Origin of the sequence: Mycobacterium sp. 852014-50255_SCH5639931, from assembly GCF_001665605.1 — a bacterium.
GTDB lineage: Bacteria > Actinomycetota > Actinomycetes > Mycobacteriales > Mycobacteriaceae > Mycobacterium > Mycobacterium paraffinicum.
Genome location: NZ_LZSV01000019.1, coordinates 63,438 through 76,707, shown reverse-complemented (window position 1 = coordinate 76,707; position 13,270 = coordinate 63,438). Strand labels below are relative to the sequence as shown.

Genomic DNA, 13,270 nt, shown 5'->3' with positions numbered 1-13,270 from the left:
TCACCATCCTCGCTTGTCAGAGTAATGAAACGTGTTCTAGCCTGACGGAATGGGTAACCCGGTAATCGTCGAAGCCACCCGCAGCCCGATCGGCAAGCGCAACGGATGGCTGTCAGGCCTGCACGCCACCGAGCTGCTTGGTGCGGTGCAGAGGGCACTGGTTGAGAAGGCCGGCATCGACGCCGGCGACGTCGAACAGGTCATCGGCGGCTGCGTGACGCAGTTCGGCGAGCAGTCCAACAACATCACGCGCGTCAGCTGGCTCGTCGCGGGCCTGCCTGACCACGTCGGCGCGGCGACCGTCGACTGCCAGTGCGGCAGCAGCCAGCAGGCCAACGGTTTGATCGCGGGCCTGATCGCGGCGGGCGCCATCGACGTCGGCATTGCGTGCGGAATCGAGGCGATGAGCCGCGTCGGGCTCGGCGCCAACGCCGGCCCCGACCGGGGGATCCTGCGGCCCGCGTCGTGGGACATCGACCTGCCCGACCAGTTCACCGCGGCCGAGCGGATCGCCAAGCGGCGCGGCATCACCCGCGAAGACATCGACGAGTTCGGTTACCAGTCGCAGGCCAAGGCCAAGCGGGCGTGGGAGGAGGGCCGCTTCGACCGCGAGATCTCCCCGATCGAGGCGCCTGCGCTCGACGAGAACAAGCAACCGACGTCGGAGCGGGTCACCATCTCCCGCGACCAGGGCCTGCGCGACACCACACTCTCGGGCCTGAGCTCGCTGAACCCGGTCATCGAGGGCGGGATCCACACGGCGGGGACGTCGTCGCAGATCTCCGACGGCGCCGCTGCCGTGTTGTGGATGGACGAGGACAAGGCCAAGGCGCTCGGACTGCGGCCTCGTGCGCGCATCGTCAGCCAGGCGCTGGTCGGCGCCGAGCCCTACTACCACCTGGACGGCCCGGTGCAGTCGACGGCCAAGGTGCTGGAGAAGGCCGGCATGAAGATGGGCGACATCGACATCACCGAAATCAACGAGGCCTTCGCGTCGGTCGTGCTGTCCTGGGCCCGGGTGCACAATCCGGACATGGACAAGGTGAACGTCAACGGCGGTGCCATCGCGCTGGGCCACCCGGTGGGCAGCACCGGCAGCCGGCTGATCACCACCGCGCTGCACGAGCTGGAGCGCACCGACCAGAGCACCGCGCTGATCACCATGTGCGCGGGCGGTGCCCTGTCGACCGGCACCATCATCGAGCGCATCTAGCTCGTCTTGATCGTCTCGGAATCCAGCCGCATCGCCGCGGCGCAGTCCTACATCGACGCGCTCGTCAGCCATGACGGCGACTCCGTTCCGTTCGCCGCCGGCTGCACCCGCATCGAGCAGGGCGTCAAGAACGGATTCTCCGGAAACCACTTGCGCCGCAGCCTCAATCGCGGGGCTCAGTACCGATTGCTCAAGGAAACGACGCCGCCGGACTATCGGATCGACGGCGACCGGGTGCACGCGGCCTACGCCGTGCTGACCAAGGCGGCGTTCGGCGCTCGGCGGCTGGCCGCACGGGTCGACGAGACGTTCGTGATTCCCGCCGAAACCCCGAGCGGCAGAGCCGAAATCCACCACATCAAGGTTCGCTTCCAACCGTTCATTCAGCAGGGCCGCTAACGACGCAGCCCGCAAAGCGGGGTGCGGGGCGCCGGCCAGATCGAGCACAGAGGAACATCATGCCCAAACCGAAACCACGCTCGTTGAATGCTCCTTGGGTCAGCTTCATCATCAAGTGGATGGCCAAGGGCAACACGTGGATCTACCGGCGCAGCAACGGGAGATTCGGCAGCACCTTCCAGAACGCTCCCGTCGCACTGCTCACCACCACGGGCCGCAAAACGGGTGAACCCCGGGTGAGCCCGCTGCTCTACCTGCGCGAAGGAAACCGGGTGGTGTTGGTCGCCTCGAAGGGCGGCAGCGACAAGCACCCGCTGTGGTACCTCAACCTCAAGGCCAATCCCAAAGTCTCCGTGCAGATCAAGGACGATGTGCTACAACTGCAGGCCCGCGATGCCACCGAGGCCGAGCGCGCGGAGTACTGGCCGAAACTGGACGCCATGTACCCGTCGTTCGACGACTACCGGTCCTGGACCGATCGGGTCATCCCCATCGTGATCTGCGACCCGGCGGGTTAGGTGGGCGCAACGGACTAGGCCCCGTACACCGGTACCGGCGGGCGCGCCATGGCGAGCAGGTCGGCGACGACGGGCCCCAGTTCCGCGGGGTCCCACTTCGCGCCCTTGTCGATCTGCGGTCCGTGCGCCCAGCCCTCGGCGACCCGGATCTTGCCGCCCTCGACCTCGAACACCTTCCCCGTGACGTCGCGGGATTCGGCGCTGCCCAGCCACACCACCAGCGGTGAGATGTTCTCCGGCGCCATCGCGTCGAAATCCTGGTCCTGCGTTGCCATCATCTCGGCGAAGACGGTCTCGGTCATGCGGGTGCGGGCCGACGGTGCGATGGCGTTGACGGTGACGCCGTAGCGGCCCATTTCGGCCGCGCCGACCAACGTCAGCGCCGCGATGCCGGCCTTGGCGGCGCTGTAGTTACCCTGTCCGACGCTGCCCTGCAGGCCGGCACCCGAACTGGTGTTGACAATCCGCGCGTCGACGGTCTTGCCCTCTTTGGACAGCCCGCGCCAGTACGACCCCGCGTGCCGCATGGTGGCGAAGTGACCCTTGAGATGCACGGCGATGACGGCGTCGAACTCTTCCTCGCTGGTGTTGGCCATCATCCTGTCGCGCACGATGCCGGCGTTGTTCACCAGGACATCCAGGCCACCGAAGGTGTCGACGGCGGTCTGGATCAGGCCCGCGGCTTCGTTCCAGTCGGCGATGTTGGATCCATTGGCGACGGCTTCCCCACCGGCCGCGGTGATTTCGTCGACCACGCCCTGTGCGGCGCTGCCGCCGCCGGCCGGTGAACCGTCGAGGCCCACGCCGATGTCGTTGACCACCACGCGGGCGCCTTCGGCCGCGAAGGCCAGCGCATGCGCGCGACCGATACCGCCGCCCGCTCCGGTGACGATGACGACGCGGCCGTCAACCACTCCCATTGTTCGTGTCTCCTCTACTTGATCGCGCTGGCGTTCGTTGTGGCCAGATAGTGCGGCGGCTCACCGCCGCCGTGCACCTCCAGCGAGGCACCGCTGATGTAGGACGCCGTGTCCGACGCCAGAAACGCTGTGGCCCAACCGATGTCTTCGGGCTTGGCCAACCGGCCCAGTGGCACGTTCTTTGAGATCGCGGCGATAGACTCGGCGTCACCATAGAAAAGCTCGGACTGCTCGGTCTCCACCATGCCGACCACGCAGGCATTCACCCGGACCTTCGGCCCCCACTCCACCGCCAGTGTCTGCGTGAGGCTTTCCAAGCCCGCCTTGGCCGCCCCGTACGCGCCGGTGCCGGGCGACGGCCGTCGACCACTCAGGCTGCAGATGTTGATGATCGACCCGCCGCGGTCCTGGTTTTGCATTTGAGCGTTTGCGTGTTGCGAAACCGACAGCGCGCCAATCAGGTTGAGCTCGATGATCTTGCGGTTGAACTTCGCGCTGGACTCCGCGGTCAGCACGTACGGCGAACCGCCGGCGTTGTTGACCACGACGTCGAGCCGGCCGTGCTGCTCGACGATGGAGCCGATCAGCGCCTTGACGGCGTCGTCGTCGCGGACGTCGCACGAGTGAAACTCATAGGGCAGGCCCTCGACGGGCCGCCGTGCGCAGGTGATGACGGTTGCGCCCTGCGCGGCGAAGACCGCACTGATGCCGGCGCCCACTCCGCGGACCCCGCCGGTGACCAGAACCACCCGCCCGGCCAGCCCCAAGTTGATGGCGTCGGGTGCTTCGGCGCGAGTCACTGTGCTAGCGTACCAAGCAAGTGCTTGCTTAGGTAGTTACCCCACAAGGAAGTGGCACCGTGCCCATCACATCCAAAACCACCGAACCGGGCATCGTCGCGGTCACCGTCGACTTTCCCCCGGTCAACGCCATCCCGTCGCGCGGCTGGTTCGAACTGGCCGACGTCATCACGGCCGCCGGTCAGGACCCCGAGACTCACGTCGTCATCCTGCGGGCCGAGGGCCGTGGCTTCAATGCCGGAGTCGACATCAAGGAGATGCAGCGCACGGAGGGATTCACCGCGCTGATCGACGCCAACCGCGGTTGCTATGCCGCCTTCCGCGCCGTCTATGAATGCGCGGTGCCGGTCGTTGCCGCCGTGAACGGGTTCTGCGTCGGCGGCGGCATCGGCCTGGTCGGCAACTCCGACGTCATCGTGGCCTCCGACGACGCCACGTTCGGGCTGCCCGAGGTGGAGCGCGGCGCCCTGGGCGCGGCCACCCACCTCTCTCGGCTGGTGCCGCAGCACCTGATGCGGCGGCTGTTCTTCACCGCCGCCACCGTGGACGCCGCCACCTTGCACCACTTCGGTTCGGTGCACGAGGTGGTGCCGCGCGACCAGCTGGACGAGGCCGCGCTACGGGTTGCCCGCGACATCGCCGCCAAGGACACCCGCGTCATCCGCGCGGCCAAGGAGGCACTCAACCTCATCGATGTGCAGCGGGTCAACTCGAGTTACCGCATGGAGCAAGGGTTTACGTTCGAGCTCAATCTGGCCGGGGTGGCCGACGAGCACCGCGACGCGTTCGCCGGTACGGCGAAGGGTGAGAAGTCTTGAGCGACAAGAGAACCACCCTCGACGAAGCCGTCGGGCAGTTGCGCAGCGGCATGACCGTCGGCATCGGCGGCTGGGGCTCGCGGCGCAAGCCGATGGCGTTCGTGCGGGCCATGCTGCGCACCGACGTCACCGACCTCACGGTGGTCACCTACGGCGGACCCGACCTCGGCTTGCTGTGCTCGGCCGGCAAGGTCAAGCGCGTCTACTACGGCTTCGTCTCGCTCGACTCCCCGCCCTTCTACGACCCGTGGTTCGCCAAGGCCCGCACCAGCGGCGCCATCGAGGCCCGGGAAATGGACGAGGGCATGCTGCGTTGCGGCCTGCAAGCCGCCGCGCAACGCCTGCCGTTCCTGCCGATTCGGGCCGGGCTGGGCAGCTCGGTCCCCGACTTCTGGGAGGGCGAACTGCAGACCGTGACCAGCCCCTACCCCGCGCCCGAGGGCGGCTACGAGACGCTGATCGCCATGCCGGCGCTGCGCCTGGACGCGGCCTTTGTGCACCTCAACCTCGGTGACTGCCAAGGCAATGCGGCCTACACCGGTATCGATCCCTACTTCGACGACCTGTTCCTGATGTCCGCCGACCAGCGCTTCCTGTCGGTGGAGCGTGTCGTCTCCACGGAGGAGTTGGTCAAGGCTGTTCCCCCGCAGGGGTTGCTGGTGAACAGGATGATGGTCGACGCCGTGGTGGAGGCGCCCGGCGGCGCCCACTTCACCACCGCCGCACCGGATTACGGCCGGGACGAGAAGTTCCAGCGGCATTACGCCGAGGCGGCCTCGACCGAAGAGGGCTGGCAGAAGTTCGTCCAGACCTACCTGTCGGGCGGCGAGGACGACTACCAGGCGGCGGTTCGCGCATTCGCAGAGGAGGCCTGAAAGTGAGCAGCACCCGCGCCGAAGTGTGCGCAGTCGCCTGCGCCGAATTATTCAGGGACGCCGGCGAAATTATGGTCAGCCCGATGACGAACATGGCTTCGGTCGGTGCGCGACTGGCGCGGTTGACCTTTTCACCCGACATCTTGCTGACCGACGGCGAGGCGCAGCTGCTGGCCGACACCCCGGCCCTGGGCAAGACCGGACCCGTCGAGGGCTGGATGCCATTCGGCCGGGTCTTCGAGACGCTGGCCTGGGGGCGGCGGCACGTGGTGATGGGTGCGAATCAGGTTGACCGCTTTGGCAATCAGAACATCTCGGCGTTCGGTCCGCTGCAACACCCGAGCAGACAGATGTTCGGCCTGAGGGGTGCGCCCGGTAACTCGATCAACCATGCGACCAGCTATTGGGTGGGCAACCATTCGACGCGGGTGTTCTGCGAGGCCGTCGACGTGGTCTGCGGCATCGGCTGGGACAAGGTGGACGCGGACAATCCGGCCTTCCGGTTCGCCAACACGTACCGGGTCGTGTCCAACCTGGGCGTGTTCGACTTCGGCGGCCCGGGCCGCACGATGCGCGCGCTGACGCTGCATCCCGGGGTGTCACCCGACGACGTTCGCGAGGCCACGTCGTTCGACGTGCACGGTGTCGACGAGGCCGGCGAGACCAGGCTACCGACGGACGAAGAGCTCCACCTGATCCGCGAGGTGATCGACCCGAAATCCCTGCGCGACAGAGAGATACGTTGATGAAGTTGCGCACGCCGCTGACCGAGCTGGTCGGTGTCGAGCACCCGGTGGTCCAAACCGGGATGGGCTGGGTGGCCGGCGCCCGGCTGGTGGCCGCGACGGCCAACGCGGGCGGCCTGGGCATCCTGGCTTCTGCCACCATGACACTCGACGAGCTGGCGACGGCCATCGGAAAGGTCAAGGCCGCCACCGACAAACCGTTCGGGGTGAATATCCGCGCCGACGCCGCGGACGCCGGCGACCGCGTCGATCTGATGATCCGCGAGGGCGTGAAGGTGGCGTCGTTCGCCCTGGCGCCCAAGCAGGAGCTGATCGCGCGGCTGAAAGAGGCCGGAGCGGTGGTGATTCCGTCGATCGGCGCAGCCAAGCATGCGCGCAAGGTCGCGGCCTGGGGCGCCGATGCGATGATTGTGCAGGGCGGCGAGGGCGGTGGACACACCGGACCCGTCGCCACGACGTTACTGCTGCCGTCGGTGCTGGACGCCGTGCAGGGCACCGGAATCCCGGTGATCGCGGCGGGCGGGTTCTTCGACGGGCGCGGGCTGGCGGCCGCGCTGAGTTACGGCGCGGCCGGGGTGGCGATGGGCACGCGCTTTCTGCTGACCTCCGATTCGACCGTGCCCGAAGCGGTCAAGCGCCGCTACCTCGAAGCGGCGCTGGACGGCACGGTGGTGACCACGCGCGTGGACGGCATGCCGCACCGGGTGCTGCGCACCGGCCTGGTCGAGAGGCTGGAAAGCGGTTCGCCGGTGCGGGGTCTCACCGCGGCCGTGCGCAATGCGGCGAAGTTCAAGCACATGTCGCAGATGACCTGGCGGTCGATGATCCGCGATGGGATGGCGATGCGCCACGGCAAGGAGATGACCTGGTCGCAGGTGGTGATGGCGGCCAACACCCCGATGCTGCTGAAGGCGGGGCTGGTCGAGGGCAACACCGAAGCCGGGGTGCTCGCCTCCGGCCAGGTGGCCGGCATCCTCGAGGACCTGCCGTCGTGCGCCGAGCTGATCGACTCGATCGTGCGTGACGCGATCGAACACCTGCAGTCGGCGTCCGCGCTGATCGAATCCGGCGACTAAAGACCCTGGCTTCGGCGCGGGCTCGCGATCATCGTGGAGTCATGAGTGCGCTACTACCTGAAGCCTGGCCGAAGCCGTTGCTGGGCGCGATCCGTGTTTCCAACAGATACCTGCTCAACCCACTGATGCTGCGCCTGGCCGGCCACAAACATTGGTACGCATCGGCCATCCGCCACACCGGACGACGATCGGGCAAGCAGTACGCCACGCCGGTCGTGGCGGACCGGACGGCCGACGGGTTCGTCATACCGCTGCCCTATGGCACTGGAGTGGACTGGTTGCAGAACGTCCTTGCCGCGGGGCGAGCGACCATCTCCTCCCAGGGCGAGAGTTACGACGTCGCGCAGCCCGAGGTGATCGACGCGGAGGCGGCCTTGCCCATGCTGTCGGCCGACCGGAAACGCACGTTCGCCCGGCTCGGCATCGCGCATTACCTCAGAGTCCGGGACGCTTCGGCGCCGAACTGAGCTCGGCGCTGTTCGTCGAGACTTAAACCACGCACACGCTTTTCGGCGTGTCGTGTGCCTGGTTTAAGTGTCGCGACGAAAGACGAAGCCCCGAAGGCGCTACAGCCGCTCGATGATGGTGACGTTCGCGGTGCCCCCGCCCTCACACATCGTCTGCAGGCCATAGCGGCCGCCGACGCGCTCGAGTTCGTTGAGCATGGTGGCGAACAGCTTGGCGCCGGTCGCGCCCAGCGGATGCCCAAGGGCGATCGCGCCGCCATTCGGGTTGACCTTCTCCGGGTCGGCCTTGATCTCCTTGAGCCAGGCCATCACCACCGGCGCGAACGCCTCGTTGATCTCGACGGTGTCGATGTCGTCGATCGACAGCCCGGCCTTCTCCAGCGCGTGGCGTGTGGCCGGGATGGGCCCGGTCAGCATGAACACCGGGTCGGCGGCGCGGGCGCTGATGTGGTGGATGCGCGCGCGAGGGGTCAGTTTGTGGTCCTTGACGGCCTGCTCGGAAGCCAGCAGCACCGCGCTCGCGCCGTCGGAGATCTGGCTTGCCATCGCCGCCGTCAGCCGGCCGCCCTCGACGAGCGTCTTCAGGCCGGCCATCTTCTCCAGCGACGACTCGCGCGGGCCCTCGTCGACCCGGAACGGCCCGGATTCCGTTTCGACGGTGATGATTTCGTTGTCGAAGTGACCGCCGCGGATCGCGGCGAACGCGCGCTCGTGGCTGGCCAGCGCGTAGCGCTCCATCTCCTCGCGTGACAGGTTCCATTTCTCGGCGATCATCTCCGAGCCGCGGAACTGAGAGATCTCCTGGTCGCCGTAGCGGTGCAGCCACTGCTTGGACTCGTTGGTCGGGGAGGTGAACCCGAACTGTTCTCCCACGGTCATGGCCGACGAGATCGGGATCTGGCTCATGTTCTGCACACCGCCGGCCACGATGAGGTCGGCCGTGCCGGCCATGATGGCCTGTGCGCCAAAGGAAATCGCCTGCTGGCTGGAGCCGCACTGCCGGTCCACGGTGACGCCGGGAACCTCTTCGGGGTAGCCCGCGGCCAGCCACGAGAGCCGGGCGATGTTGCCCGCCTGCCCGCCGATGGCGTCGACGCAGCCGGCGATCACGTCGTCGACGGCGGCGGGGTCGACGTCGACCCGGTCGAGCAGCCCACGCCAACCAAGGGCGCCGAGGTCCACGGGATGAACCCCGGCCAGCGATCCGTTGCGCTTGCCGATCGCGGTACGTACAGCGTCGATGACGTACGCCTCTGCCATTTGTCAGACTCCTTCTTTGGTAATCCCACCGAGAACGATGGCGAGGTATTGCTGACCCACCTGTTGTGCGGTGAGGGGTCCGCCTGGTTGATACCAGCGCACCGACACCCACGTGGTGTCACGAATGAAACGGTAGACCAGGTCGACGTTGAGGTCGGGCTGGAAGTAGCCCTCGTCGATGCCCTGGTTGATCACCTCGAGCCACATCTTGCGCTGCTGGCGGTTCATGTCCTCGATATAGGAGAACCGGGGCTGCGACAACAACCGTTGGGCTTCGTCCTGATAGATCACGACCTGCGCGTGCCGATGCTCGATCGCCTCGAACGACGCCATGAACAGCCCCTTGAGCCGCTCCAGCGGATTGGCCTCGCGGTCCACGATCTCGCTGTAGCGGGCGAACAACCAGTCCAGGAAACTGCGCAGCACCTCGTCGACCATCTCCTCCTTGGAGGAGAAGTGGTGATAGAGGCTGCCGGAGAGGATTCCCGCGCTGTCCGCGATGTCGCGCACGGTGGTGGCGCGCAATCCACGCTCGGCGAACATGGTCGCGGCGAGCTCTAACAACTCGTCGCGACGGCTGTTTGCCTGACCGGCCACTCGGTCCACCCGATCAGAGTATCAACCAAGCGCTTGCTTGGCCAGCTTCCCGCTCACGGATGCTGGCTGGACACCGAGATGACCTCGCCGGTCAGGTAGCTCGAGTAGTCACTGGCCAGGAAAGCGATGGTGGCCGCGACCTCCCACGGCTCGGCCGCCCGCCCGAACGCTTCACCGGCCGACAGCCGATCGAGCAGATCGGACGAGGTCGTCTTGTCCAGAAACTTGTGCCGCGCGATGCTCGGGGACACCGCGTTGATCCGCACCCCGTATTCGACGGCTTCGATCGCGCTGCAACGGGTTAGCGCCATCACGCCCGCTTTGGCGGCCGCATAGTGCGCCTGCGAGTGCTGCGCCCGCCAGCCCAGAACGCTTGCGTTGTTGACGATCACCCCACCGTGGTCCGCTTCGCGAAAGTAGCCCAGCGCCGCCCGGGTGGCCCGGAACACCGACGACAGCGTCACGTTCAGGACGCGGTCCCACTCGTCGTCGGTCATGTCGACCACCGGGGTCTGACCGCCCAGCCCGGCGTTGTTGACCAAAACGTCCAGTCGGCCCATCCGGGCGGTGGTCGACGCGATCAGCGCGTCCACCTGCGCGCTGGACGTCACGTCGCATAACACGCTCTCGACCCGGCCCAATCCCAACGCGGACAGTTCGGCGGCGGTCTCCCCCAGCCGTCGTTCGTGGTGGTCGGACAGCACCACGTCGGCGCCCTCGACCAGGGCCCGTCGCGCCGTCGCCGAGCCGATCCCGGTGCCGGCGGCCGCGGTTACGACGACCACCTTGCCTTGCAGAAGCCCGTGCCCGGCAACCTCTTTCGGAGCTTCGGACAGGGTCATCCCTTTACCTCCCGGGGCAGGCCGAGCACCCGCTCGGCGATGATGTTGCGCTGGATCTCGTTGGAGCCGCCGTAGATGGTGTCGGCGCGGGTGAACAGGAAAAGCCGCTGCCATTCGTCGAATTCGCCGTCCGACAAGGTCAGCCCCGGCTTGCCGATCACGTCCATCGCCAGCTCGCCCAGATCGCGATGCCAGTTGGCCCACAACAACTTTGACACGTTGTCCTGGCCGGGCTGCTCAACGTCCATGGTGGCCAGCGCATACGAACGCATGGCCCGCAGCCCGGTCCACGCCCGCGTCAGCCGCTCCCGGATGAACGGGTCGTCGGCGGCGCCGTTGCGCTGCGCAAGGTCGGCCAGGTTGGAAAGCTCACGGGCGTAGCGGATCTGCTGTCCGAGTGTCGACACGCCGCGTTCGAAGGTCAGCGTGCCCATGGCGACCCGCCAGCCGTCGCCGGGCTGGCCGACCACCAGATTGGCGTCGGTGCGGGCGTCGTCGAAGAAGACCTCGTTGAATTCCGAGTCGCCGGTCAGCTGGATGATCGGGCGGACCTGCACACCCGGTTGGTCCAGCGGCACCAACAGATACGACAGCCCGGCGTGCCGCTTGGAACCCTTCTCCGTGCGAGCGACCACGAAGCACCACTGCGCCCAGTGCGCCAACGAGGTCCACACCTTCTGGCCGTTGATCACCCACTGGTCACCGTCCAGCTCGGCGGTGGTGGAGACGTTGGCCAGGTCGCTGCCGGCGCCGGGCTCGGAATAGCCCTGACACCACAGCTCGGTGACGTCGAGGATCTTCGGCAGGAAGCGCTGCTGCTGCTCGGGCGTCCCGAAGGCGATCAGCGTCGGCCCGAGCAGTTCCTCGCCGAAATGGTTCACCTTGTCCGGGGCATCGGCGCGGGCGTACTCCTCGTAGAACGCCACGCGGTGCGCGGTCGACAGCCCGCGGCCGCCGTGTTCCACCGGCCAGCCCAGGCAGGTCAGGCCGGCCTTGGCCAGATGCTGATTCCACGCCCGGCGTTCTTCGAACGCCTCGTGCTCGCGCCCCGGTCCGCCAAGACCCTTGAGAGCTGCGAATTCGCCGACCAGATTGTCGGCGAGCCAACCGCGGACCTCCGCCCGGAACTCCTCGACGTCCTGCATGCCCTGTAGGCTAACCTACCAAGCACTTGCTTTGTTAGAGGAGCATTCATGGGGAGCGATCCGCGCACCGTACCGGCGGCGCTCGATCGTTTGGCGCAGCAACTCCCCGATCACGACGCGTTGATCACCGACGAGCGGTCGTTCACAGCGGCCGCACTGCGCGACGAGGTGCACCGGGCGGCGGCCGCGCTGATCAGCCTCGGCGTGCAGGCGGGGGACCGCGTGGCGATCTGGTCGCCGAACACCTGGCACTGGGTGGTGGCCTGCCTGGCGATCCACCACGCCGGTGCGGCCATGGTGCCCCTGAACACCCGCTATACCGTCGAGGAAGCCGCCGACATCCTGGCGCGCACCGCAGCGCCCGTGCTGTTCGGGATGGGGCGATTCCTCGGCCACGATCGCGTCGCCGACCTGGACCGCTTGGGCCCGGAAGCCCTGCCCGCGCTGCGGCACATCGTGCGGATCCCGATCGAGGCTGACGACGGAACGTGGGACGACTTCATCTCGCGCGGCTCGGACGTCAGCGCGGTCGCGGCCCGCGCCGCTGCGGTCACGCCCGACGACGTCAGCGACATCCTGTTCACCTCGGGCACCACCGGCCGCAGCAAAGGGGTGCTCTGCGCGCACCGGCAGTCGCTGTCGGCCTCGGCGTCGTGGGCCGCCAACGGCAAGATCACCAGCGACGACCGCTACCTGTGCATCAACCCGTTCTTCCACAACTTCGGGTACAAGGCCGGCATCCTGGCCTGCCTGCAGACCGGGGCGACGCTGATCCCGCACCTGACCTTCGACCCGCTGCGCGCGCTGCAGGCGATCGAGCAACACCGCATCACCGTGCTGCCCGGACCGCCCACCATCTATCAGACCCTGCTGGACCATCCGCAGCGCAAGGACTACGACCTGAGCTCGCTGCGGTTCGCGGTGACCGGAGCGGCCACCGTTCCCGTCGTGCTGGTCGAGCGCATGCAGTCCGAGCTCGACATCGACATCGTGCTTACCGCTTACGGGCTGACCGAGGCGAACGGCATGGGCACGATGTGCCGGGCGGACGACGACGCGGTCACCGTCGCCACAACGTGCGGGCGCCCGTTCGCCGACTTCGAATTGCGCATCGACGCAACAACTCCCGGCGAAGCGGGTGAGGTGCTGCTGCGCGGGCCGAACGTCATGCTGGGTTACCTCGACGACCCGGCCGCCACCGCGGCCGCCATCGACCCCGACGGCTGGCTGCACACCGGTGACATCGGTGCCGTCGACGCGGCCGGCAACCTGCGCATCACCGACCGGCTCAAGGACATGTACATCTGCGGCGGATTCAATGTCTACCCCGCCGAGGTCGAGCAGGTGCTGGCCCGGATGGAGGGGGTCGCCGACGCCGCCGTGATCGGGGTTCCCGATGAGCGCCTCGGCGAGGTCGGGCGGGCGTTTGTCGTGACCAGGCCCGGCGTCGACCTCGACGAGCAGTCCGTGATCGCTTACACCCGTGAACATTTGGCGAATTTCAAGGCGCCGCGGTCGGTGCGGTTCGTCGACGCGTTGCCGCGCAATCCGGGCGGCAAGGTGGTCAAACCACAACTGCGAGAGTGGACGTGAA

General features: G+C 67.4%; 15 protein-coding genes. 9 read left to right on the top strand and 6 right to left on the bottom strand.

Going from position 1 to position 13,270, the window contains the following annotated elements; translation table 11 throughout:
* Nucleotides 1–49 precede the first annotated feature (49 nt).
* From A5758_RS12330 to A5758_RS12320, 3 genes are read left to right on the top strand one after another with little or no spacing between them, the layout of a single operon-like run.
* The gene (locus tag A5758_RS12330) at nucleotides 50–1,213 is read left to right on the top strand and encodes a steroid 3-ketoacyl-CoA thiolase (RefSeq protein ID WP_067740197.1); all 1,164 of its coding nucleotides are present in this window, start codon (nucleotides 50–52) and stop codon (nucleotides 1,211–1,213) included.
* Between the two features lie 6 nt (nucleotides 1,214–1,219).
* Nucleotides 1,220–1,612 (top strand): hypothetical protein, encoded by a 393-nt coding sequence (locus tag A5758_RS12325; protein WP_067740195.1) that lies wholly within the window; start codon nucleotides 1,220–1,222, stop codon nucleotides 1,610–1,612.
* Nucleotides 1,613–1,671: 59 nt separating this feature from the next.
* Complete coding sequence (locus tag A5758_RS12320; RefSeq protein ID WP_067740193.1) at nucleotides 1,672–2,130, top strand: nitroreductase family deazaflavin-dependent oxidoreductase; 459 nt, start codon at nucleotides 1,672–1,674, stop codon at nucleotides 2,128–2,130.
* 14 nt (nucleotides 2,131–2,144) lie between these two features.
* On the opposite strand, the gene A5758_RS12315 is transcribed toward A5758_RS12320, so the two are convergent.
* Both A5758_RS12315 and A5758_RS12310 read right to left on the bottom strand, forming a co-directional pair.
* On the bottom strand, nucleotides 2,145–3,050 hold the full coding sequence (locus A5758_RS12315; RefSeq protein WP_067740191.1) for an SDR family oxidoreductase: 906 nt from the start codon (nucleotides 3,048–3,050) through the stop codon (nucleotides 2,145–2,147).
* 14 nt (nucleotides 3,051–3,064) lie between these two features.
* Nucleotides 3,065–3,850: an SDR family oxidoreductase gene (locus tag A5758_RS12310; protein WP_197503921.1), complete on the bottom strand. Its 786-nt coding sequence runs from the start codon at nucleotides 3,848–3,850 to the stop codon at nucleotides 3,065–3,067.
* A gap of 59 nt (nucleotides 3,851–3,909) precedes the next feature.
* Between A5758_RS12310 and echA20 the strand changes: the two genes are divergently transcribed.
* Genes echA20 through A5758_RS12285 form a run of 5 tightly spaced genes read left to right on the top strand, consistent with a single transcriptional unit; the run spans nucleotide 3,910 to nucleotide 7,832 of the window.
* Nucleotides 3,910–4,668, top strand: coding sequence for a (7aS)-7a-methyl-1,5-dioxo-2,3,5,6,7,7a-hexahydro-1H-indene-carboxyl-CoA hydrolase (echA20, locus tag A5758_RS12305; protein WP_067740189.1), 759 nt, complete (start codon nucleotides 3,910–3,912; stop codon nucleotides 4,666–4,668).
* Nucleotides 4,665–5,543 (top strand): cholesterol ring-cleaving hydrolase subunit IpdA, encoded by an 879-nt coding sequence (ipdA, locus tag A5758_RS12300; protein ID WP_067740182.1) that lies wholly within the window; start codon nucleotides 4,665–4,667, stop codon nucleotides 5,541–5,543. The genes echA20 and ipdA overlap by 4 nt, the downstream gene beginning before the upstream one ends.
* A gap of 2 nt (nucleotides 5,544–5,545) precedes the next feature.
* Nucleotides 5,546–6,289: a cholesterol ring-cleaving hydrolase subunit IpdB gene (ipdB, locus tag A5758_RS12295; RefSeq protein WP_067740180.1), complete on the top strand. Its 744-nt coding sequence runs from the start codon at nucleotides 5,546–5,548 to the stop codon at nucleotides 6,287–6,289.
* Nucleotides 6,289–7,365, top strand: a complete 1,077-nt coding sequence (gene ipdC / locus A5758_RS12290; RefSeq protein ID WP_067740177.1) for a (3aS,4S,5R,7aS)-5-hydroxy-7a-methyl-1-oxo-octahydro-1H-indene-4-carboxyl-CoA dehydrogenase — start codon at nucleotides 6,289–6,291, stop codon at nucleotides 7,363–7,365. Before ipdB ends, ipdC begins: the two co-directional genes overlap by 1 nt.
* A 41-nt stretch (nucleotides 7,366–7,406) precedes the next feature.
* The gene (locus tag A5758_RS12285; RefSeq protein WP_067204350.1) at nucleotides 7,407–7,832 is read left to right on the top strand and encodes a nitroreductase; all 426 of its coding nucleotides are present in this window, start codon (nucleotides 7,407–7,409) and stop codon (nucleotides 7,830–7,832) included.
* Nucleotides 7,833–7,931: 99 nt separating this feature from the next.
* Here the strand turns inward: A5758_RS12285 and fadA6 are convergent, their stop codons facing one another.
* The 4 genes from fadA6 to ipdE1 are packed head-to-tail and all read right to left on the bottom strand — an operon-like array spanning nucleotide 7,932 to nucleotide 11,676.
* Nucleotides 7,932–9,092: a steroid 3-ketoacyl-CoA thiolase FadA6 gene (gene fadA6 / locus A5758_RS12280; RefSeq protein WP_067204347.1), complete on the bottom strand. Its 1,161-nt coding sequence runs from the start codon at nucleotides 9,090–9,092 to the stop codon at nucleotides 7,932–7,934.
* A 3-nt stretch (nucleotides 9,093–9,095) separates the two neighbouring features.
* Entirely contained in the window at nucleotides 9,096–9,698 is a 603-nt protein-coding gene (gene kstR2 / locus A5758_RS12275; RefSeq protein WP_156622604.1) for a TetR family transcriptional regulator KstR2, read from the bottom strand.
* A 44-nt stretch (nucleotides 9,699–9,742) separates the two neighbouring features.
* Nucleotides 9,743–10,531, bottom strand: a complete 789-nt coding sequence (gene ipdF / locus A5758_RS12270) for a (5R,7aS)-5-hydroxy-7a-methyl-1-oxo-2,3,5,6,7,7a-hexahydro-1H-indene-carboxyl-CoA reductase (RefSeq protein ID WP_067740173.1) — start codon at nucleotides 10,529–10,531, stop codon at nucleotides 9,743–9,745.
* Nucleotides 10,528–11,676, bottom strand: coding sequence for an acyl-CoA dehydrogenase IpdE1 (gene ipdE1, locus A5758_RS12265; RefSeq protein WP_067740171.1), 1,149 nt, complete (start codon nucleotides 11,674–11,676; stop codon nucleotides 10,528–10,530). Before ipdE1 ends, ipdF begins: the two co-directional genes overlap by 4 nt.
* A gap of 48 nt (nucleotides 11,677–11,724) precedes the next feature.
* On the opposite strand from ipdE1, the gene fadD3 reads away from it, so the two are divergent.
* Nucleotides 11,725–13,269 (top strand): 3-((3aS,4S,7aS)-7a-methyl-1,5-dioxo-octahydro-1H-inden-4-yl)propanoate--CoA ligase FadD3, encoded by a 1,545-nt coding sequence (gene fadD3 / locus A5758_RS12260; RefSeq protein WP_067740169.1) that lies wholly within the window; start codon nucleotides 11,725–11,727, stop codon nucleotides 13,267–13,269.
* Nucleotide 13,270 lies beyond the last annotated feature (1 nt).

What these genes read in the sequence shown, in the direction of transcription:
- fadD3 (WP_067740169.1), top strand. Translation starts at nt 11,725, where the DNA reads ATGGGGAGCGATCCGCGCACCGTACCGGCGGCGCTCGATCGTTTGGCG.
- A5758_RS12320 (WP_067740193.1), top strand. Translation starts at nt 1,672, where the DNA reads ATGCCCAAACCGAAACCACGCTCGTTGAATGCTCCTTGGGTCAGCTTC.
- ipdF (WP_067740173.1), bottom strand. Translation starts at nt 10,531, where the DNA reads ATGACCCTGTCCGAAGCTCCGAAAGAGGTTGCCGGGCACGGGCTTCTG.
- A5758_RS12285 (WP_067204350.1), top strand. Translation starts at nt 7,407, where the DNA reads ATGAGTGCGCTACTACCTGAAGCCTGGCCGAAGCCGTTGCTGGGCGCG.
- fadA6 (WP_067204347.1), bottom strand. Translation starts at nt 9,092, where the DNA reads ATGGCAGAGGCGTACGTCATCGACGCTGTACGTACCGCGATCGGCAAG.
- ipdE1 (WP_067740171.1), bottom strand. Translation starts at nt 11,676, where the DNA reads ATGCAGGACGTCGAGGAGTTCCGGGCGGAGGTCCGCGGTTGGCTCGCC.
- A5758_RS12315 (WP_067740191.1), bottom strand. Translation starts at nt 3,050, where the DNA reads ATGGGAGTGGTTGACGGCCGCGTCGTCATCGTCACCGGAGCGGGCGGC.
- ipdC (WP_067740177.1), top strand. Translation starts at nt 6,289, where the DNA reads ATGAAGTTGCGCACGCCGCTGACCGAGCTGGTCGGTGTCGAGCACCCG.
- A5758_RS12330 (WP_067740197.1), top strand. Translation starts at nt 50, where the DNA reads ATGGGTAACCCGGTAATCGTCGAAGCCACCCGCAGCCCGATCGGCAAG.